16 protein-coding genes are annotated in these 19543 nt (G+C 67.1%); 6 read left to right on the plus strand and 10 right to left on the minus strand.

All coding sequences use genetic code 11. From position 1 onward, the window contains the following. Positions 1–60: 60 nt before the first annotated feature. Together AC0Z6F_RS06775 and AC0Z6F_RS06780 are read left to right on the plus strand one after the other, a co-directional pair. On the plus strand, positions 61–1005 hold the full coding sequence (locus AC0Z6F_RS06775; protein ID WP_004150868.1) for a LysR substrate-binding domain-containing protein: 945 nt from the start codon (positions 61–63) through the stop codon (positions 1003–1005). 68 nt (positions 1006–1073) lie between these two features. Continuing rightward, positions 1074–1367, plus strand: a complete 294-nt coding sequence (locus AC0Z6F_RS06780) for a hypothetical protein (protein ID WP_012510497.1) — start codon at positions 1074–1076, stop codon at positions 1365–1367. Positions 1368–1479: 112 nt separating this feature from the next. On the opposite strand, the gene AC0Z6F_RS06785 is transcribed toward AC0Z6F_RS06780, so the two are convergent. Both AC0Z6F_RS06785 and AC0Z6F_RS06790 read right to left on the minus strand, forming a co-directional pair. Further along, positions 1480–2247: a DUF4349 domain-containing protein gene (locus tag AC0Z6F_RS06785; protein WP_174238320.1), complete on the minus strand. Its 768-nt coding sequence runs from the start codon at positions 2245–2247 to the stop codon at positions 1480–1482. Between the two features lie 32 nt (positions 2248–2279). Continuing rightward, the gene (locus AC0Z6F_RS06790; protein ID WP_046983156.1) at positions 2280–2636 is read right to left on the minus strand and encodes a GFA family protein; all 357 of its coding nucleotides are present in this window, start codon (positions 2634–2636) and stop codon (positions 2280–2282) included. 113 nt (positions 2637–2749) lie between these two features. Between AC0Z6F_RS06790 and AC0Z6F_RS06795 the strand changes: the two genes are divergently transcribed. Then, complete coding sequence (locus tag AC0Z6F_RS06795) at positions 2750–4558, plus strand: DUF885 domain-containing protein (protein WP_485616829.1); 1809 nt, start codon at positions 2750–2752, stop codon at positions 4556–4558. 141 nt (positions 4559–4699) lie between these two features. Here AC0Z6F_RS06795 and agp read toward each other — a convergent pair whose 3' ends face one another. From agp to AC0Z6F_RS06810, 3 genes are all read right to left on the minus strand, one after another. Continuing rightward, positions 4700–5923, minus strand: a complete 1224-nt coding sequence (agp, locus tag AC0Z6F_RS06800) for a bifunctional glucose-1-phosphatase/inositol phosphatase (protein ID WP_485616830.1) — start codon at positions 5921–5923, stop codon at positions 4700–4702. Positions 5924–6042: 119 nt separating this feature from the next. Continuing rightward, complete coding sequence (smrA, locus tag AC0Z6F_RS06805) at positions 6043–7875, minus strand: multidrug efflux ABC transporter SmrA (protein WP_012510494.1); 1833 nt, start codon at positions 7873–7875, stop codon at positions 6043–6045. Positions 7876–8046: 171 nt separating this feature from the next. Beyond that, positions 8047–9606: a serine hydrolase gene (locus AC0Z6F_RS06810; protein WP_485616831.1), complete on the minus strand. Its 1560-nt coding sequence runs from the start codon at positions 9604–9606 to the stop codon at positions 8047–8049. Positions 9607–9716: 110 nt separating this feature from the next. Here AC0Z6F_RS06810 and AC0Z6F_RS06815 point away from each other — a divergent pair, with 110 nt between their 5' ends. The 3 genes from AC0Z6F_RS06815 to AC0Z6F_RS06825 are packed head-to-tail and all read left to right on the plus strand — an operon-like array spanning position 9717 to position 11965. After that, positions 9717–10160 (plus strand): VOC family protein, encoded by a 444-nt coding sequence (locus AC0Z6F_RS06815; protein ID WP_032969344.1) that lies wholly within the window; start codon positions 9717–9719, stop codon positions 10158–10160. Further along, positions 10160–10972 carry a DUF72 domain-containing protein gene (locus AC0Z6F_RS06820; RefSeq protein ID WP_485616833.1) on the plus strand — a complete coding sequence of 271 codons (813 nt, stop codon included), beginning with the start codon at positions 10160–10162 and terminating at the stop codon, positions 10970–10972. Before AC0Z6F_RS06815 ends, AC0Z6F_RS06820 begins: the two co-directional genes overlap by 1 nt. Before the next feature lie 45 nt (positions 10973–11017). Continuing rightward, a complete protein-coding gene (locus tag AC0Z6F_RS06825; protein ID WP_065722423.1) occupies positions 11018–11965 on the plus strand; it encodes a DMT family transporter in 948 nt (315 codons plus the stop codon). 30 nt (positions 11966–11995) lie between these two features. On the opposite strand, the gene AC0Z6F_RS06830 is transcribed toward AC0Z6F_RS06825, so the two are convergent. The 5 genes from AC0Z6F_RS06830 to AC0Z6F_RS06850 all read right to left on the minus strand — a co-directional run bounded on the left by AC0Z6F_RS06830 (position 11996) and on the right by AC0Z6F_RS06850 (position 19444). Next, on the minus strand, positions 11996–13156 hold the full coding sequence (locus tag AC0Z6F_RS06830) for an AAA family ATPase (RefSeq protein ID WP_485616834.1): 1161 nt from the start codon (positions 13154–13156) through the stop codon (positions 11996–11998). A 118-nt stretch (positions 13157–13274) separates the two neighbouring features. Further along, entirely contained in the window at positions 13275–14345 is a 1071-nt protein-coding gene (locus AC0Z6F_RS06835; protein ID WP_065722424.1) for a sensor domain-containing diguanylate cyclase, read from the minus strand. Between the two features lie 144 nt (positions 14346–14489). Continuing rightward, positions 14490–15212, minus strand: a complete 723-nt coding sequence (locus tag AC0Z6F_RS06840) for a pseudouridine synthase (RefSeq protein ID WP_012510490.1) — start codon at positions 15210–15212, stop codon at positions 14490–14492. Between the two features lie 34 nt (positions 15213–15246). Continuing rightward, positions 15247–16911: a sensor domain-containing diguanylate cyclase gene (locus tag AC0Z6F_RS06845; protein ID WP_485616835.1), complete on the minus strand. Its 1665-nt coding sequence runs from the start codon at positions 16909–16911 to the stop codon at positions 15247–15249. A 109-nt stretch (positions 16912–17020) separates the two neighbouring features. Continuing rightward, positions 17021–19444: a putative bifunctional diguanylate cyclase/phosphodiesterase gene (locus AC0Z6F_RS06850; protein WP_485616836.1), complete on the minus strand. Its 2424-nt coding sequence runs from the start codon at positions 19442–19444 to the stop codon at positions 17021–17023. Between the last annotated feature and the right edge of the window lie 99 nt (positions 19445–19543).

Here is a 19543-nt window from a genome sequence, read left to right on the forward strand (position 1 = left end):
ACGACCGCCACACAAGCGCGTAGTATCGCTGCCAGCCACAAATATGGTTTGAGGCTCGACATGTTGCTACGTCCTTCCCTGCTGCCGGCACTGGCCGTGTTCGCGGTCGCCGCGCGCCATCAGAACTTCGCCCAGGCCGCGCAGGAGCTGCACCTGACCGCCAGTGCGGTCAGCCACCACGTGCGCAGGCTGGAAGAGGTGCTGGAGACCCGGCTGTTCCTGCGTCATGCGCGAGGCGTCCGCCTCACCGCCGAGGGACGGCAGCTGGCCGATGCCGCCAGTGCGGCCTTCGCTGATGTGGCTGCGGTCGCCCATCATCTGCAGCCTGACGCCGACAGCGTGCCGCTGCGGATCACCACGCTGCGCTCGTTGTCATACTGCTGGCTGCTGCCACGGCTGCCGCGCTTCACCCAGGCCCATCCGCACATACGCATCGAGCTGCACACCGGCAGCGGCCTGGACCGCTACGACGACAACGGGCCGGAGGTCGGCATCCGTTACGGCCTTGGCCAATGGCCCGGCCTGCATGCGCAGCATCTGATGGACGACAACCTGTTCCCGGTCGCCTCACCGGCGCTGGCCGGGGTCGAAACGCTGCAGGACCCGGCACGCATCGCCGAGCTGCCGCTGCTCAGTGATCTGTCACCGCAGGGTTGGCGCGACTGGTTCCGCCACGCCGGCGTACGCCCGCCCTCGCCGATGCCGCCGATGCACACCTTCGCCGACAGCACCGATGCGATGCGTGCGGCGGTGTACGGCATGGGCGCGGTACTGGCCCGCACGCATGTCGCACAGCCCTATCTGCAACGCTATGAGCTGCTGCGCCTGCCTGGCCCGGCGTTGAAGGCGCGCTATGCCTACTACGTGGTGCATGCCGAAGGACAAGCGCCGAGCCCGGCCGCGCGCCTGTTCATCGACTGGTTGCTGGAACAGGCCCAGGACGAACGCACGCCGATCCCAGCGCTGCCGGACAGCCTGCTGGGGCGCATGCCTACAGCCGGCTGACCGTGCCCTCACCCGGTCTTTGCCCGCGGCCGGCTAGGCTGCAGGCAACCCCACACCGTACCTACGCCATGGCCATGCTGCGACTGCGCATCACCGGAACCGAAGACGACGCCCGCGCGATCAGCGACCTGCTGCTCGGCCTGGATGGCATCGAACATGTCGAGGAAACCGACGACCTGATGCCGCACATGGACGACGACGATTCCAGTTCGGCCGGGCTGTCTGATGACATCGGCCCGGGCACCCACGAACTGGAGGTGGAAGTGGGCAACGAGAGCACCGCGCAGAAGGTGCGCGATGCAGTGCAGGAGCTTGCGCTGGAGCTTGATGTGTTCGTCGAGTACGAGACCGACGAGGGCTGAGGGCTCGCCGGGCATGGCCCGGCGCTACCCGATGCTCGAAGCACCCCGGTAACGCCGGGCCATGCGCCGTCTGTTCCGGTAGCGCCGGGCCATGCCCGGCGAACACGTGCGATTACGGCTTGCGACGGCGGCGACGCCACCACGCCCGCACACCCCAGGCCGCGATCAACGCCAGCACCGCTACCGGCAACAACGCGGCGGCAGCGCGGATCAGGAACGCAATGCTGGTGCTGAGGATGCTGCCCGATTCGCTCAGCGCTTCGCCGATCTCGCTGCGGCTGCGCTGGCCCGAGGTGGTATCGAAGTGCATCGTGACCAGCTGGGTATCGATGCGCCGGCGTTGCTGCGCCGAATCCTTGTTGGCCTGTTCGACGCCCGCTTCGATCTCCGACAGGCGCGTGGTGATCGCCATCAGGTCCTCGATCTTCAGGTCCTTGCGATCCTGGTAGGACAGCAGCCGCGCGTGTTCCTTCTCCAACCGCGCCTTGGTCAGTGCGGTGTCGGCGACCTGCTGCGCGAGATCTTCGGCGCGCGTGTTACGCGACTGCAGCGTGCCACCCTCACCGGCCATCGCGATCAGTGGCTCGGTGCCCTTCGGCGCGATGCGTACCTTGACCTCACCGCTGGGCTGCTCGCCACTGCGCTGGTCGACCTGCAGCACCGCGCAGTCACCGAACTTCGCGCTCTGGCAGGCCTGCGCCACCTGCTGGATGCGCACAGCGATCTGCGCCGCTTCCAGCTGGATCTGCACGTCATGCTCGTAGGCCAGGAACGCACCTTCCGGCGAAGCAACAGCAGCATCGGCAGCAGCGGCACCCGCCTCCTGCGCCCTCTCGCCGTTCTTGGCACAGGCCGCCAGCGCCAGCAGCAGCACCGGCATTGCCACCACACGCGTCCACGCCCGCAGCGGCCTCACAGTGCAGCTCCGTCGTAGGACATCACCGCCAGCGTGGCCAGGTCTACCTGCGGTACGCAGCGCACGTTCACCGCCACCATCGGCGTGCCGGTGCGCGGGTCCACCGCTTCGCTGTAGGGAGCAACGCCGCACTCGCGGCAGTGGTGATGATCGATGTGGGCTTTGTTGAAGTGGTAGGTGGCCACGTCCGCGGGATTGGTGCTCAGCTGGAACGCCTCGCGCGGGGCAAACCACAGCAGGCTGCCGCGACGACGGCACATCGAGCAGTTGCAGTCGATGACATCGCTGATCGGCGCCTCGGCCTGTACGGTGAATGCGATCCTGCCGCAATGGCAGCTTCCCTGGTATTCCATGTCCTGCGCTCCGCTGGAGGGTCCTTGTCATTGTCCATGGTAATCCTATGGCACGGGGACAAAGCAGCCCCGGAGGCCTATGCTCGGGAATTGATCCCAGTACAGGAACGCCGATGCGCCCGCATCTCCTTGCCCTCGCCCTGGTCGCCGCCCTGGCCGGTTGCCAGCCGGCCGACGCCCCGACCAATGGTTCCACCCCGGCCGCCAGCCAGCAGGCCGGTGTCGCGGCGGTTGATGCCGCCTTCGCCGACCTGTCCAAGCGTGCCCTGGACACCTGGATGCAGCTCTCGCCGGTCAGCGCCACCCAGATCGGTGACCACCGCTACGACAGCGAGATCGACGACCTGAGCGCCGCCGGCCAGCAGAAGACCCTGGCCGCCTACAAGGCGCTGCTGGGCGAGCTGGACAAGATCGAGGTGGCCAAGCTCGGCCGCGAAAACCAGGTGGACGCGGCGATCCTGCGCAACCAGCTGCAGTCCGAGATCTGGAATGCCGAGGTCATGCAGTCCGGCAAGTGGGACCCGCAGCTGTACAACGGCGTGGCCGGCAGCGCGATCTACGGCCTGATGGCCCGTGAGTTCGCACCGCTGCCCGAGCGCCTGAAGTCGGCCACCGCGCGCATGGAGAAGCTGCCGGCGATCTTCGCCCAGGCCCGCGAGAACCTGGATCCGGCCCGCGTGCCGAAGATCCATGCCGAGACGGTGGCCAAGCAGAACAAGGGCATCCTCAGCATCGTCGATACCTTCATCACCCCGCACATCGGCGAACTGCCGCAGGCCGACCAGCAGCGCCTGCAGGCCGCCATCGATGGCCTGAAGAAGGCCGTGGACGAGCAGCAGATCTGGCTGGACAAGACCCTGGTGCCGAACGCCAAGGGCGACTTCCGCATCGGTGCGGAAAAGTACGACCAGAAGCTGAAGTTCGCGCTGAACTCGTCGCTGTCGCGCCAGGAGATCGGCGAGCGAGCACGCGCCGAACTCAAGCGCGTGCGCGAAGACATGTACGGCATCGCGCAGACCGTGCTGAAGGACAAGCCCGGCGCACCGGAAATGCCGGCCCAGCCGACCGACGAGCAGCAGCAGAAGGCGATCGAGGCCGCGCTGGAACTGGCCTACGCCGACAAGCCGGCGCGCGACAAGGTCGTGGACGATGCCAAGGCCGCGCTGGACCAGTCCACCGCGTTCGTGCGCGAGCACGACCTGATGACCCTGCCCGACGCGCCGGTGGACATCATCCTGATGCCGGAATTCCAGCGCGGCGTGGCCGTGGCCTACTGCGATTCGCCCGGCCCGCTGGACAAGAACCTGAAGACCTTCTACGCCGTCTCGCCGATTCCGGAGGACTGGAACGACAAGCAGGTCGACTCGTTCCTGCGTGAGTACAACTCGCGCATGATTCACCTGCTCAGCATCCACGAAGGCACCCCGGGGCACTACCTGGAAGGCTGGCATTCGGCCAAGTTCCCCTCCACCCTGCGTGCGGTGCTGCGTTCTGGCCTGTTCGCCGAAGGCTGGGCGGTCTACACCGAGCGCATGATGCAGGAGCAGGGTTACCTCAACAACGACCCGCTGTTCCACCTGGTGCAGCTGAAGTTCTACCTGCGCACGATCTCCAACGCGATCCTCGACCAGGGCGTGCACGTGGACAACTGGGATCGCGAAAAGGCGATGCACCTGATGACCCACGACGCCTTCCAGCAGGAGAGCGAAGCCTCGGGCAAGTGGGTGCGCGCGCAGCTGACCTCGGCACAGCTGCCGACCTACTTCGTCGGTGCGCAGGAACACTTCGACACCCGCAAGGCGATGCAGGACAAGCTGGGCGACAAGTTCAACCTCAAGGCCTATCACGACCAGATGCTGTCCTACGGCGCCCCGCCGGTGCGCTTCGCACGCCAGCTGATGCTGGACCAGCCGATCGAGTGATCGCGCCGGTGTGAGCGGAAGCAGAACGGCCCGGGGAAACCCGGGCCGTTTTCTGTTCGGCGTCCCGGGATGGACCCATCCACGCATGGCGTGGATCTACTACCCGCCTGCCAGTAGATCCACGCCATGCGTGGATGGCATTCAATTCACCGCGCGATGCAGCACGCGCTCGAACTGCACGTCACTGCATCCATTCTGCCCACACCCGGGAAGCGCGAGCTCCACCCGACCGGGTGGCTGTACATCGCTCAACGGGAGCGCATCTCGCAGTTGCGCGGTGGTCGGGTAGACGTAGGCCAGGCGGAAACGCACTTCGCCGGCCCCACGATCACGCCAGCGTTCAAACTGCAGCAGGCCGCCGATCGGTGTCTTCTCATACTGGCCCGGCAACGTGTAGTCCGTGATTCCCAGCGCCGCCAGCACGGAACCGATGTTGGAATCGTGGCCGACCAGCAGGCTCACCTTCGGTGACGCCGGATCTTCGAACAGCCCGTTTATTCTTGCCAAAAGCGGCGCGGCCACGTCCCGCGCCACCTCGGGTGTTCCGAACAGGATGTCCTGGTAGCGGTTGCGGATCTGCGCCAGCGCCTGCCATTTGGCCTCCGTGTTCAATCGGCCCCACCCTTCGCGGGGGATGCCACTTCCCTGGTAGTGCTCCATCAACAAGGCATCGACCAGCCCGCTGGCCAGGGCCAGCGCACCGGAAGTACGCGGTTCTTTGCCCGGCTCTGCGCTGAAAATGGAATCGGCCGGCGTCAGGTGGCATTCGCTGCGGCCTGCGCACGCAGCCGACTGCGGGTAGCGGGTGATCGCCTCCACCGCCGCCAACCCCGGTGCCAGATCCGATGCGGCCTGCGCCTGTTGCATCGCCGACAACGCGCGTTCGCGGAAGGCCGCATCACCCTTGTGGATCACCGGATTGAACAACGGATCCATCGTGCCCAGCGGCATGCGCTGTTCCACCGTCACGTGGCAGCCCGGGAACGCACCGGCAACGAAAAACTGCGCGGTGGCCTGGGTGCGCTGCAGGCTGTTGGCGTGCGCGTGGAAGTCGCTCGGCTGCGGGCAGCCCGTTGCCGGCAGCAACTTTGCCTGCCGCAGCCACTGGCCGATGTAACGGCCCATGTAGACCTCCAGCACGCCGCCCTTGTTGGTCAGCTCGCCGGCGCCTACGTCCCAGCTCGGCCAGCGCTCCGGAGTCGCATTGGCCAACGCGCCCGATGCCACCACCGGTGCGCGCAGGTTGTGGCGGCTGAGCAGGACAACCTGCTCGAGGTGGTCGCCTTCCACGGGCGCTGGCGCAGCGGCTGCAACCGTGGTGGCGAGGGTGAGCGCCAGCAACAGGGGGCACAGGGATCGGATCATGCTGGTTTCCGGAAAGGGCTCGGGGTCAGAGCCTTTTCCTGCGGAAAAGGATCCGACCCCGAGGGACGTGATGTGAGGTCGGTTCCCTTTCCACCGGAAAGGGCTCCACCCCGAAACGATCACTGATCAGCAGCCACAAAACCACCGGTCTGCCGCGCCCACAACCGCGCGTACAGGCCACCGGCCGCAATGAGCTCGGCATGGGTGCCGGTCTCGACAATGCGGCCCTGGTCCATTACCACCAGCCGGTCCATGCGTGCGATGGTCGACAACCGGTGCGCGATCGCGATCACCGTCTTGCCGCCCATCAGCTGGTCCAGGCTGTCCTGGATCGCCGCTTCCACTTCCGAGTCCAGCGCCGAGGTCGCCTCATCCAGCACCAGGATCGGTGCGTCCTTCAGCAACACGCGGGCGATCGCGATGCGCTGGCGCTGGCCACCGGACAGCTTCACGCCGCGCTCGCCCACGTGCGCGTCGTAGCCACGCCGGCCCTGCCCGTCCACCAGCGTATCGATGAAGGCTGCGGCGCGCGCCTTGGCCACGGCGGCATGCAGCTGCTCGTCAGTGGCATCGGGGCGGCCATACAGCAGGTTGTCGCGGATCGAGCGATGCAGCAGCGAGGTGTCCTGGGTGACCACGCCGATCTGCTGGCGCAGGCTCTCCTGGGTGACATGGGCGATGTCCTGATCGTCGATCAGGATGCGGCCGCTTTCCAGGTCGTACAGCCGCAGCAGCACGTTGACCAGGGTCGACTTGCCGGCACCGGACGGGCCGACCAGGCCGATCTTCTCGCCCGGCTTCACCACCAGGTCCAGTCCGGCAATCACACCGCCCTTCTTGCCGTAGTGGAAGTGGATGTCCTGGAAGTGCACGCCACCACGGGTCACCTGCAACGGCACTGCATCCTCGCGGTCCTGCACGGTCAGCGGCTGGGCGATGGTGGTGATGCCATCCTGCACCGTGCCGATGTCCTCGAAGATGCCGTTGATGGTCCACATGATCCAGCCGGACATGTTGTGGATGCGGATCACCAGGCCGGTCGCCAGCGTGATCGCGCCAACAGTGATGTGGCCACCGTTCCACAACCACAGCGCCAGGCCGCAGGTACCGGCGATCAGGAAACCGTTGACGATGGCGATGGCCAGGTCCATGCCGGTGGTGACCCGGGTCTGCGCGCGGTGCTTGACCGCCAGTTCCTGGATCGACTCGGCCACATAGGCCTGCTCGCGGCCACCATGGGCGAACAGCTTCAGCGTGGGGATGTTGGTGTAGCCATCAACGATGCGGCCCATCGCCTTGGAACGTGCTTCGGAGGCGATCCACGCACGCTCCTTCGCGCGCGGCACGAAGTACACCAGGATCACCGCATAGGTCAGCAGCCACAGGATCAACGGCACCATCAGGCGCCAGTCGGCCTGTGCGAACAGGTACAGCGCAGTGCCGGTATAGACCACGATGTACCACAGCGAATCGACCATCTGCACAGCCGATTCGCGCAGCGAGGTACCGGTCTGCATCACCCGGTTGGCCACGCTTCCAGCGAAGTCGTTCTGGAAGAAGTTCAGGCTCTGCCGCACCACGTAGTTGTGCATCAGCCAGCGCGAGCGGTTGCTCAGGCCGGGCACGATCGCCTGGTTGACCAGCAGGTTGTGCAGGCCGACCAGGATCGGCCGAGCGATGACCGTGATGAACAGCATCCAGCCCAGCTCGTTGGCATGGCGCTGGAAGAAGCCGGCACCGGGCTGCTCGGCGACCATGTCGACGATGCGGCCCAGGTAATCGAACATCGCCACTTCCACCAGCGCCAGCAGCAGGCCGGCGATCAGGGTGGCCAGCAGCACCGGCCACACCGGGCGCAGGTAGTGCAGGTAGAACGGCACCACCTTGCGCGGCGGCATGCGCCCGTCCACGGGCGGAAACACCGGGATCAGGGATTCAAACCAACGGAACATCGCATTCCCTCGCCATCAATAGCCGGCGGAGTATCCCACGCCGGATGTGTACGCCAGCCGATGATGCTCCGGTTCTGGTAGCGCCGGGCCATGCCCGGCGGGTCCCCTGCAACCGCGCTGCGCGCTCGCCGGGCGTGGCCCGGCGCTACCGATCATCTGGACCGCATCGGTTTACGTTGCCGGGGTGAACAGCAGGTCCTGGAAATCGAAGCTGAAATCGGTCAGGTCGGAGATCGACTGCATGCGCACCTCGCGCACCTTGCCGTCCGGGTCCAGGCTGAAGTTCACGAACGCATCGGCGTTGAGCGAACGGTCGTCCCAGCGCACGATGAAGGTGTCGTGCTGCCAATGCTCCAGCCGGCCGCTCAGCTGCGCGGTCTTCATGAAGCGCAGGCGCAGGCCCTTGCCCTCGGCGCTGACCTGCATGTCGCCGTACCAGCGGTCGCGGAAGGTGCCGCTGTAGCCAGCCAGTACCAGCGACGGCTTGCTGCCCTTGTCGCGCGCCGCCTGGTGCTTGGCCCAGGCCTCGTCGGCCTTGTCCTGGCCCTTGGCCACGGCCTTGGCATAGGCATCCACCCAGTCGTGCTTCTCGCCGCCCAGATAGGCATCAAGCACGCTCAGGGTGATCGCGTTGAACGCTGCGCCCACTTCCTGGTTGGTCAGCACCACCACGCCCAGCTTCTCGCCCGGCACCAGAGTCAGCCGTGAAACCATGCCCGGCCAGCCACCGGTGTGCCAGACCAGTTTCTGCCCGCGGTAGTCGCTCAGGCTCCAGCCTTCGCCGTAACCGGCAAAGTTGGCCCGCGCCGGTGCCAGCTCCGGCACGCTCGACGCCGGGATCGACTGTGGCGTGATCATCCGCCACATCTGCTGCTGGCTCTTGTCGCTGAACAGCTGCGTGCCATCGGCCAGCTTGCCCTCGGCCAGCTGCACCTGCATCCAGCGCGCCATGTCGTGCGCGCTGGAATAGATGCCACCGGCGCCGGCGTTGTTCGACCAGGTCAGCGGTGCAACGGTACGCAGGTCCTTGAAATCGTACTTGGCGTGGCCGACCGCCGCCTTGTCGCCCGGCTTCAGGTGATCGGCGTTGTAGCGCGTGCCGGCCATGCCCACCTTGTCGAAGATGCGGGTCTGCAGGAACTGCTGGTAGCTCATGCCGGAGACATGTTCGATCACCTGCTGGGCGACCGCGTACAGGATGTTGTCGTAGGCGTAGCTTTCGCGGAATCCACCCTTCAGTGGCACCTTGCCCAGACGCTCCACCACTTCGGCGTTGCTGTAGGAGGTGGTCGGCCAGAACAGCAGGTCACCGGCGCCCAGGCTCAGGCCGCTGCGGTGCGACAGCAGGTCCCGGATCGTCATCTGGCCGGTCACGAACGGGTCGGACATGCGGAACGACGGCAGGTGGTCGATCACCTTGTCGTCCATCTTCAGCTTGCCGTCCTCTGCCAGCAGGTTCAGCGAAGTAGCGGTGAACGCCTTGGTATTGGAAGCGATGGCAAACAGGGTATCGGCCTGCACCGGCTCCGACTTGCCCTGCTCGCGCACACCCCAGCCGCGTTCCAGCACCACCTGGCCATCCTTGACCACGGCCACGGCAATGCCGGGCACGTCGAACTGTGCGCGCACGCGCTCGACGGTGGCATCCAGGTCCTGCAGCTGCTCCGGGGTCGCAGCATTCGCCATGGTCGTGCACGCCAGCAGCACGGCTCCTCCAATCCAGGTTTTCATCCAGCACGATCTCCGAACAGGGGTGGCGGCCATGTGCAGGCCGTCACCAGGGTTTCGCGCGATGGTAACGGCCCCGGGCGCAGCCTGCCCTGTGCCATAGGAGGGGTGTCATGGGCGAGAACGGACAACCGAGCAACGGGTCGACCATCATTCCGTGCCTGCGCTACCGCGACGCGCAGGCCGCCATCGAGTGGTTGCAACGCGCCTTCGGTTTTCACGTCCAGGCGGTGTATGCCGACGGCGATACGGTGTTCCATGCGCAGCTGACATACGGCAACGGCATGATCATGCTCGGCTCGAGCAGCAGTAGCGGCGAATGGTCCAAGCTGGCGGTGATGCCGGACGAGGTCGGCGGCCGCCAGACGCAGAGCGCCTGCGTGATCGTCACCGATGCCGATGCGCACTATGCGCGGGCCAAGGCTGCCGGTGCCCGCATCGTCATCGACATTGCCGACCAGGACTACGGTGGCCGTGGCTACGCCTGTGCCGACCCGGAAGGTTACCTGTGGTGGTTCGGCAGCTACGATCCGTGGCGCGCGGACCACGGCCAGTGATGGCCGCAACGACGCAGGCCGCGATCCGCTGCGGTATCGGTGGCTGGGTGTTTCCCGAATGGCGCGGTGGCATGTTCTATCCGCCTGGCCTGCCGCAACGCGAGGAACTGGCCCATGCCAGCCGCGCCCTGCGCTGCATCGAGATCAACGGCACCTTCTACCGCACGCCCACTGCCGCCCAGTGCGCGCAATGGGCGGCGCAGACGCCGGACGGCTTCCGTTTTTCGATGAAGGCGCCACGCTACCTGGTGCAGCGCCGCGACCTGTCCAGCACTGTGGAGGCTGCAGCGCCGTTCCTGCAGGCGGCGCTCGCGCTGGGTGACCGGCTCGGCCCCTTGCTGTGGCAGTTCGACCCACGCCATCCGGCCGATGCCGAAGCGCTGGACGCACTGATGGCACAGCTGCCGAAGCAGTTGGACGGCGTGCCGCTGCAGCATGCGCTGGAGGTCCGCAACGCCGAGGCACATGGCCCGGCACTGGTCGCCGCCGCGCGCCGCCATGGCGTGGCGCTGGTGATCGAGGACAGCGACGAGGCGCCATTGCAGGGTGATGTCAGTGCCGGCTTCGTCTACGCGCGGATCAAGCGCAGCCAGGCACGCTTGAACGAGGGCCTGCCGGCACCCGTGCAGCAGCGCTGGGCGGAGCGCGCACGACGCTGGTCACGCGGCGAGCCGGTAGCCGACCTGCCCTGCCTCACCGGGCAGGCACCGTCAGAGCCGCGCGAGGTCTACCTGCTGTGCATCGGCGCCGCCAAAGCGCGCAATCCGGCGGCGGCGATGGCGCTACAGCGGCACGTGGACGGCGGCGCATAGCACGACCGATGCGCGACGGGCGCCGCCTTGCCTCACAATAGGCGGATGAGCACACCCGACACCCGCAAAGCGCTGTGGCAGATCCACTTCTGTGTCCTGCTGTGGGGCGTCACCGCCATCCTCGGCAAGCTGATCACTCTGCCCGCGCTGCCGCTGGTCTGGTGGCGCATGCTGCTGGTGACAGCGATGCTGGCCCTGCTGCCGCGGGTCTGGCGCGGGTTGCGCACCCTGCCACTGCGACTGGTGGCCGGTTATGCCGGCATCGGCGCGCTGGTCGCCCTGCACTGGTTGACCTTCTATGGCGCGGTGAAACTGGCCAACGCTTCGGTGGCCGCCACCTGCATCGCGCTGGCCCCGGTGTTCACCTCGATCATCGAACCCTGGGTGGCCAAGCGGCCGTTCCAGCTGCGTGAACTCGCCTTCGGCCTGGCCGTGCTGCCGGGCGTGGCACTGGTGGTCGGGGGCGTACCCGATGGCATGCGCCTGGGCGTTCTGATCGGTGCGATCTCGGCGCTGCTGGTGGCGGTGTTCGGCTCGCTCAACAAGCGCATGGTCAGCCACGCCGATCCGCTTACGGTCACGGCACTGGAACTGGGTGCAGGTACCCTCACCCTGACCCTGCTGGCGCCGCTGATGCCCTACCTGCTGCCGGCGCTGGCCAGCCCCCTGTGGGTGGTGCCCGACCTGCACGACGGCATCCTGCTGTTGGTGCTGGCCGGGTTCTGCACGCTGCTGCCGTTCGCGCTGGCGCTGGTCGCACTGCGTCACCTGAGCGCCTACACCGTGCAGCTGGTGACCAACCTGGAGCCGGTCTACGCCGTGCTGCTGGCAGTGGTGCTGCTGCGCGAGCAGCACGAAGTGACCCCGTGGTTCTATCTGGGTGTGGCGATCATCGTCGGTGCGGTGTTCCTGCACCCGTTGTTGAACCGCCGCAAGCCGGTGCAGCACCCGGAGATTCTCGGTACGTCGGAAGCACGCAACATCGCCGACTGAGCGTATCCGCGCAGGGTGCGAATCGCCTTGTCAGCGCTGCGGCCAATGCCATGCCGGTGCATCCAGCAGGCCCTGCCCGCTCAACAGCGTGCGTCCCTGTTCCTTCTGCAGGTGCAGCGAGTGGCATCCGGGTGCCTGTTCCAACGCCGCGATCAGGCGGCTGGCGTGTGACACCACCCATACCTGGCTTCGTGCGCTGGCGGCGATGATCAGCCGCGCCAGCGCCGGCAGCAGGTCAGGATGCAGGCTGGTCTCCGGCTCGTTGAGTACCAACAGCGGCGGCGGGCGCGGCGTGTGCAGTGCCGCGGCCAACAGCAGGAAGCGCAGCGTGCCGTCGGACAGCTCGGCCATCGACAACGGCCGCAGCAGGCCGGCTTGGTGGAAGCGCAGGGCCAGCCGGCCATCCAGCGGCTCGAAGCTGACCGTGGCACCCGGGAAAGCATCGTCCACGCTGCGCGCCAGTGCGCCCGGATCGCCGATCTCGAGAATGGTCACCCACGCTGCGGCCAGATCGCGGCCGTCGTGATGCAGCACCGGCGTGCGTGTGGCCATCGCCGGCTGTCGCGCTGGAGCATCGGCATCACTGCGGAAATGATCGTAGAAGCGCCAGCGACGGATGTACTCGCGCAGGGCGATGGTCTCCGGCATGCGCTGCGGATCGCCAACCTGGGTGAACAGGCTGTCGAACAGTGACAGGTGGTCGTCAACCAGATCCCAGCCATGTGCATGGCGTTGCCGCACCATTGCACCACGGCGGTCGACCAGCAGGTTGGCACTGCGCAGGAACGGCCCGGCCCAGATCGCCTCGGCCTTGATCTGCGGGTCCAGTGCGAAGGCCGAACGGCTGGGCGGTGGGTAGCCCAGGTCGATGGCATAGCCGAACTCGTCGGTGGTGAAGCCCAGCTTCAATCCCACCGATTCCTGCCGTGGGCCGCCCTGCAATGGGATTTCGCCGGCAGCAACCCGACGGTCCATTTTTTCCGGACCCGCCCACAGCGCCGAAGCGAGGCCGCCTTCCCGGGCCAGCACCGCCGCGACGCCGCCCTGCGCGGTCTCCGCCAGCAGGCGCAGCGCGCGGTACAGGCTGGATTTGCCGCTGCCGTTGTCGCCGGTGACCACGTTCAGCTGCTGCAGCGGCAGCACCAACCCGTGCAACGAGCGGTAGTGGGCGATGGCCAGAGTCTGCAGCATGGTCGGCGTCCGTGGGAACAGGAACGGCATGGTGCAGCACGTGGATCGCAGGGAATGCGACGCGCATGGCGTTCGAATGGATTTTTCATCCACGCGTGGCGTGGATCTACCTGGGGCTTCAGCCCGCCCGTTCCACCCGGTTGCGGCCATTGCCCTTGGCGCGGTACAGCGCCTTGTCGGCGCGGGCCAGCGTGTCATCCACACTTTCACCTGGCTGGTGCTGGGCAACACCGATGCTGACCGTGACCGGGAATCCAAGCGGCAGGTCGGCCACCGCCAGGCGTAGGAACTCGCACTGCAGTTCGGCCGTGTGCAGGTCGGTCGACGGCATCACCGCCACGAACTCCTCGCCGCCGTAGCGCGCAGCCATGCCGCGGCCGGCGAAGTGCGAGCGCAGCAGCACACCCAGCTCGGCCAGCACCCGGTCACCGGTGGCGTGGCCCTGGAAATCGTTGATGTGCTTGAAATGGTCGATGTCGAGCAGCGCCACGCAGGCGACGCCGGGTTGATCATCCACCACCGCAACCGCCTCTTCCAGCGCCACCGCCATCGCGCGGCGGTTGGGTAGGCCGGTCAGCGCATCGGTGCGGCTCTGCTCGGCCAGGTCGGCATTCTGCGCCAGCAGCACGTCTTGGTATTCCGACAGCAGGCGCTCGTAATCATCACGTTCCAGCATGTGCTTCTGGATGTCGAGCGCGAAACGGCGCAGCTCCATCACCAGCATCACCTGCCGCGACAACGCCGCCAGCGCCTCGGCCTTGTCGCTGGGCAGGTGCTGCGGATGCGCATCGAACACGCACAGCGTGCCCAGTGGCAGGCCATCGGAACTGATCAGCGGCGCGCCGGCATAGAAGCGGATGTGCGGGTCGCCGGTCACCACCGGGTTGTCGTGGAAGCGGACGTCCTGCAGCGCATCCTCCACCACCATGATTTCCTGCGGTTGCAGGATGGCGTGGCCACACATCGAATCGCTGCGCAGGTTCTCCGCCGCATCGATGCCCTGGATCGATTTGAACCACTGCCGTTCCACATCGATCAGGGTCACCGCCGCCATCGAGGTACCGCAGACCGCCTTGGCGATCGCGACCAGGTCGTCGAAGGATTTCTCACGCTGCGAATCGAGGATCCGGTAGCGGTACAGCGCCTCGAGCCGCAGGGCTTCGTTGGCAGGCTTGTCGGGCTTGATCATGCAGCGTCACGTTCCGGCAGGTCACTGCGGAGTCTAGCCGATGCCGGTCCGCAATCCGCACAACGGGTAGTGCCGGCCGCTGGCCGGCACCCCGCGCTCATCCTATGCCTGGTGCAGCCGGCCAGCGGCCGGCACTACCTCGCGTTACCAGTCCAGCTGCTTCGGCAGCAGGCCCTGCAGTTCCTGCTCGGTCAGGTTGCGCCACTGGCCCGGCTTCAGCGCGCCGATCTTGATGTTGTCGATGCGCACGCGGCGCAGCTGGGTCACGCGATAGCCGAACTCGGCGGCCATCAGGCGGATCTGCCGGTTCAGGCCCTGCTGCAGGGTGATGCGGAAACCGAACTTGGCGATGCGCGAGGTCTTGCACGGCAGCGTCATCTGGTCGTGGATGCGCACGCCGCGGGCCATGCCACGCAGGAATTCGTCGGTGACCGGCTTGTTCACCGCTACCAGGTACTCCTTCTGGTGGCCATTCTCGGCGCGCAGGATCTGGTTGACGATGTCGCCGTTGCTGGTCATCAGGATCAACCCTTCCGACTCCTTGTCGAGGCGGCCGATCGGGAAGATGCGCTGCTCATGGCCAACGAAGTCGACGATGTTGCCCTTGACCGAGGTTTCGGTGGTGCAGGTCACGCCCACCGGCTTGTTCAGCGCGATGTAGACGTGGCGGCGGGTACCGGGCTTGCGTGCAACGCGCGCGCGCAGCGGCTGGCCGTCGACCAGCACCTGGTCTTCTTCGCCCACCACCGCGCCGGTACCGGCCGGGTGGCCGTTGACGGTGACCCGGCGGGCGGCGATCAGGCGATCGGCCTCGCGGCGGGAGCAGAAGCCGGTGTCGGCGATATGTTTGTTGAGTCGGGTGGTCATCGGCCCATTATCCGGCATCGCCGCCCGCTGCGCTTCATTCCGGCACGGGTGGGTCGAGTTCTTCACCATCGAAGACCCGGTTGCGGCCCGCCCGCTTGGCCACGTACATGGCATGGTCGGCCCGGCGCAGCAGCGCGGCCAGATCATCCTCGCCCGGCCGCCACTGTGCCAGCCCGATGCTGGCAGTGACCTCCAGCCCAGGGACCTGCAACGCCTGGCCGGCCTCGATGATGCGCTGGCGCAGCCGATCCAGCCGCGCCGACGCCGCTTCGCGCGGCATGCCCGGCATCAGCAGCAGGAACTCCTCGCCGCCCATCCGCACCACCTCGTCCTGGCTGCGCACTGCCGTGCGCAGCGCGCGCGCCACCGCCACCAGCACCTGGTCGCCCACCGCGTGGCCATGGCGGTCGTTGATGTCCTTGAACAGGTCGATGTCCAGGAAACCGATCACCAGCGGGCCGCGCTCACGGTCGACCTGCGCCAGGTGACGGGCCAGCTGCTGCAGGCCGGCCCTGCGGTTGGGTAGCCCGGTCAGGCCATCGGTTTCGGCCAGCTGGCGCAGTTCATCGCGCTGCTGGCGCAGTCGGCCCAGCCGCTGGTTCATGGCATAGGCGGCCATCATCAGCAGCCAGGTCACCGACAGCTGCAGCGCTTCCACCCGGTATTCCAGCAGCCACCCCGCACTGCTGGCATCGGCGGCGATCATCACCAGCAGCGGCACCAGCGCCGCCAGGCCTGCCAGCGCCCAGCAGTCACCACGCAACCACGCCCGTATGCCGGCGGCCAGTGACAGCAGGCAACCGAGGATGAAGCTCAGCTGCAGGCCCTCCGCGACCAGCGCCAGGGTTTCCCAGCGCAGCCACGGCACCAGCGCGGCCAGCCCCAGCAGGCCCCATAGCACGCCCTGCTGTGCCGGCCGCGAGCGTGGCAGCAGGCGGTCCCCGCCGTTGAGGCGCCACAGAGCAGGCAGTACCAGCGCCTGGGTCGCAGCGGTCAGCGCCAGCAGCCACCATGCGCCGCGCTCCCCCACCGGCAGCCAGGGTTCGGGGTAGCCGCTCAAGCCGCCAAGAATCGCCTGCCACAACACCACCACGAACGTCGCGCCGATGTAGACCAGGAAGCTGCGGTCACGGGTGGTCAGGTAGGCCATCAATGCCGACAGCGCCAGTGCGATCGCCACCGCGATGCACGCCGCGCGCACTAGCAGGCGGGCGGTATCGTTCTGCTGGACCGGACTGGGCGCACCCAGCCGCAACGTCGGCACCCAGCACGCCTTCAGCGGCGCCTGCCACGACACCAGGAACGGCTCATGGCTGCCAGCCGCCGGCACCGCCACCAGGCCGATGCCGGCACGGAAGCGCGAATCACGGGTACGTGCATCGTGCATGTTGCCGCAGATCTCGCGGTCGCCATGCTGTACGCGGACTTCGCCAGCGAACACGTTGAACACATCCAGGGCCTGGGGTTGCCCCGACCAGCCCCCGGGAGGCGCCGATACCTCTACCTGCTCGCGTGGCCCGGCCAGCATCGCGGGCGTGCAGCCACGATGCGGCGTCGGTTCATCCGTAGGTGCACCAACCAGCAGGAAATCCCGGCCGGCCTCGGCCATGCGCGCGTGCGCCGGATCGGGAAACAGCACTCCCATCAGCAGGACGACCAGCAGCGTCCCTGTTTCGTACCGCCACTGCCTGACGCCCACGCCACATCCTGTTCCTGCTTACGTCCGCGCCCACTGCGCGTCGCCCCTGGCGCGCATTATCGCAGCCGGGCGCGCAGCGCATGTGTAGACCAAAGTCGCCACCGGCCGTTCAGCCAGCTGCCGGAGGCCCCTTCACCGCCACCAGGCGCACCGGCCTCAGGTCACTCAGGGTCATCCGTTCCAGCGGCTGCGGTCGCTCGATCGCATACCCCTGCAGCCCCTGCACGCCAAGCCGGGTCAGTGCGCCGGCCACCTCGGCGGTCTCCACCCATTCGGCCACCACCTCCATCTGCAGCTCGCGGCCGAGCTCGCTGATCGCACGCACGGTGGCGTGGCTGATCGGGTCGGTATCCATGTCACGCACGAAGGTGCCGTCGATCTTGAGGATGTCGGCCGGCAACTGGCGCAGGTAGCCGAACGAGGACAGGCCGGAGCCGAAATCGTCCAAGGCCATCCGGCAGCCGCGTGCCTTCACCGCATCGATGAAAGCGCGGGCCTGGCTGAGGTTGCTGATCACCGCGGTCTCGGTGATCTCGAAACACAGCTTCGAGGCCAGCGCGCGGTTGCGCTCGAGCAGATCGCAGACGAAGGCAAGGAAGCCGGGCTCGGCGATCGACTGCGCAGACACATTGACATTGCACAGCCCCAGCTGGCGCACGTGTGCCGGGCAGACCTGCAGGTGGCGGAACAGCAGCCCCAGCACGTGCCGGTCCAGCGCCACCGCCATGCCATAGCGCTCCACGGCCGGCATGAACTGGCCGGGCAGGTGCAGGCTGCCATCGGTACCACGCATGCGCACCAGCACTTCGTAGTGCAGGTAGGACGGATCCCCCACCCGGGCGATGCGTTGTGCATACAACAGCATGCGGTTCTCGGCCATCGCCAGGCTGACGCCCTGCAGGCGCTCGGCTTCCTGGCGCCGCTCCTCCAGCGCCATGCGGTTCTCGTTGAAGCAATGCACACGGTTGCGGCCGGCCTGCTTGGCCGCATAGCAGGCGCTGTCGGCGGCGCTCATCAACCAGTTCGCGTCCGGCGCCTCGGCACTGACCTCGACCACGCCGATGCTGCAGCTCAACTGCGGGCTGCCCTCGCTGATCGGGAACGTGGCCTGGCCCAGGTTGCGGATTACCCGTTGCAGTACCCGCTTGGCCTCGTCCTGCCCGGCATGGGCGAGGAACACCGCAAATTCGTCGGCACCGAGCCGGCCCACCCAGTCGCCATCACGCACCGCTGCCACCAGGTAGTCGGCGAAACTGCGCAGCATCTGGTCACCGGCAGCGTGGCCGAAACTGTCGTTGACCAGCTTGAAGTGATCCAGGTTGATGTAGCACAGCGAATGCGTGCCGCCCTCGCTGCGCACCTGCAGCAGCGAACGTTCCAGCAACCGCTCGATCTCTCGACGGTTGATCAGACCGGTCAACGGATCGTGGCTGGCGTGATGCTCGATCTCGCGCGCCAGTGCATGGTTCTGGCTGACGTCCTCGATGATCGCAAACACCGACAGCCCACCACCGGCACTGCGCACGCCGGTACCACTCCAGCGCCCCCAGACCAGGCTGCCATCGCGGCGGCAGAAGCGCAGCTCGCTCGGTCGCAGCTGCCGGTCCCAGTCGATGCGGCCCACGCCATCGATGACCAGTTCGCCCTCCATCAGCAGATCACCCAGTGACATCTGCAGCAGCACGTCGCGGCGATAGTCGAGGATATCGGCCATCGCCTGGTTGGCTTCCATCACCTTGCCATCGGTGTCGAGCTTGAGCATGCCGACGTTGGCCTGGTAGAACGCGGCTCGGAAGCGGCTCTCGTGCTCGGTCAGGTCCTTGCCGACGCGACGCGCCAGGGCCACCGCCATCAGGCTGATCGCCAGTACCGAGAGGCCGCCGACCATCAGCGTCGCCACCCGCACCATCGTGGCCATCCGCAGCAGCGCCTGCGAGAACGCCTGCGCCTGTACCTGCAGGCGTCGATCAAGATCCCGCAGCTGCTGCAGGTAGCGATCGCGATCGGCCACCGGCAAGCTGCCTCCGGCATGCCGTCGCTGCAGCTCCGCGACCAGATTCTGCACCGCCATCAGGTCGCCATCGGTCTGCCGCCACAGCGCGGTTGCTTCGCGGAAAGCGCCCAGATCGCGCGCATAGCGGAACGAGAACACCAACCGCGGTACATCGGCACGGGCATTGCCGCCCTGCAGGAAGCCCTGCCGGGCCCGTGACTCATCGGGTTCAGCCTGCTCCAGTGCCAGCCGCCCCTGCAGGTCGCCCAAGGGCACCTGCAGCGCCTGCCGCGCATCGTCCAGGTCCTGTGCGTCGCCGCGCGCCAGATAGCGGCTGAGCGCAGCGGTCGCATCCTGCTGCCCCCGCGACCAGTAGCCCTGCCCGGCAATCCAGGCCGTGGACGCCGCCTGCAGCTCCTGGATCAGGGCGGACAAGGCGACCAGCCCGATCGCCATGCCCGTCAGCAACGCAAATCGCAGTCCCAGCCCACGGGTCATCGGCACCCGCCGGCTGTGTTGGTCCGTGCCACTCCTACCCATCCCGGATCCCCCCGAATGTGCTGCGGTGACAACCTCCCTTGGAACCGAGCCAGCCTATGACCGCCAATGTGTTTGCCATGCGAAAAGGGGACGGAGGGG

The organism is Stenotrophomonas sp. 1L-E-5-B-C3 (assembly GCF_057292075.1).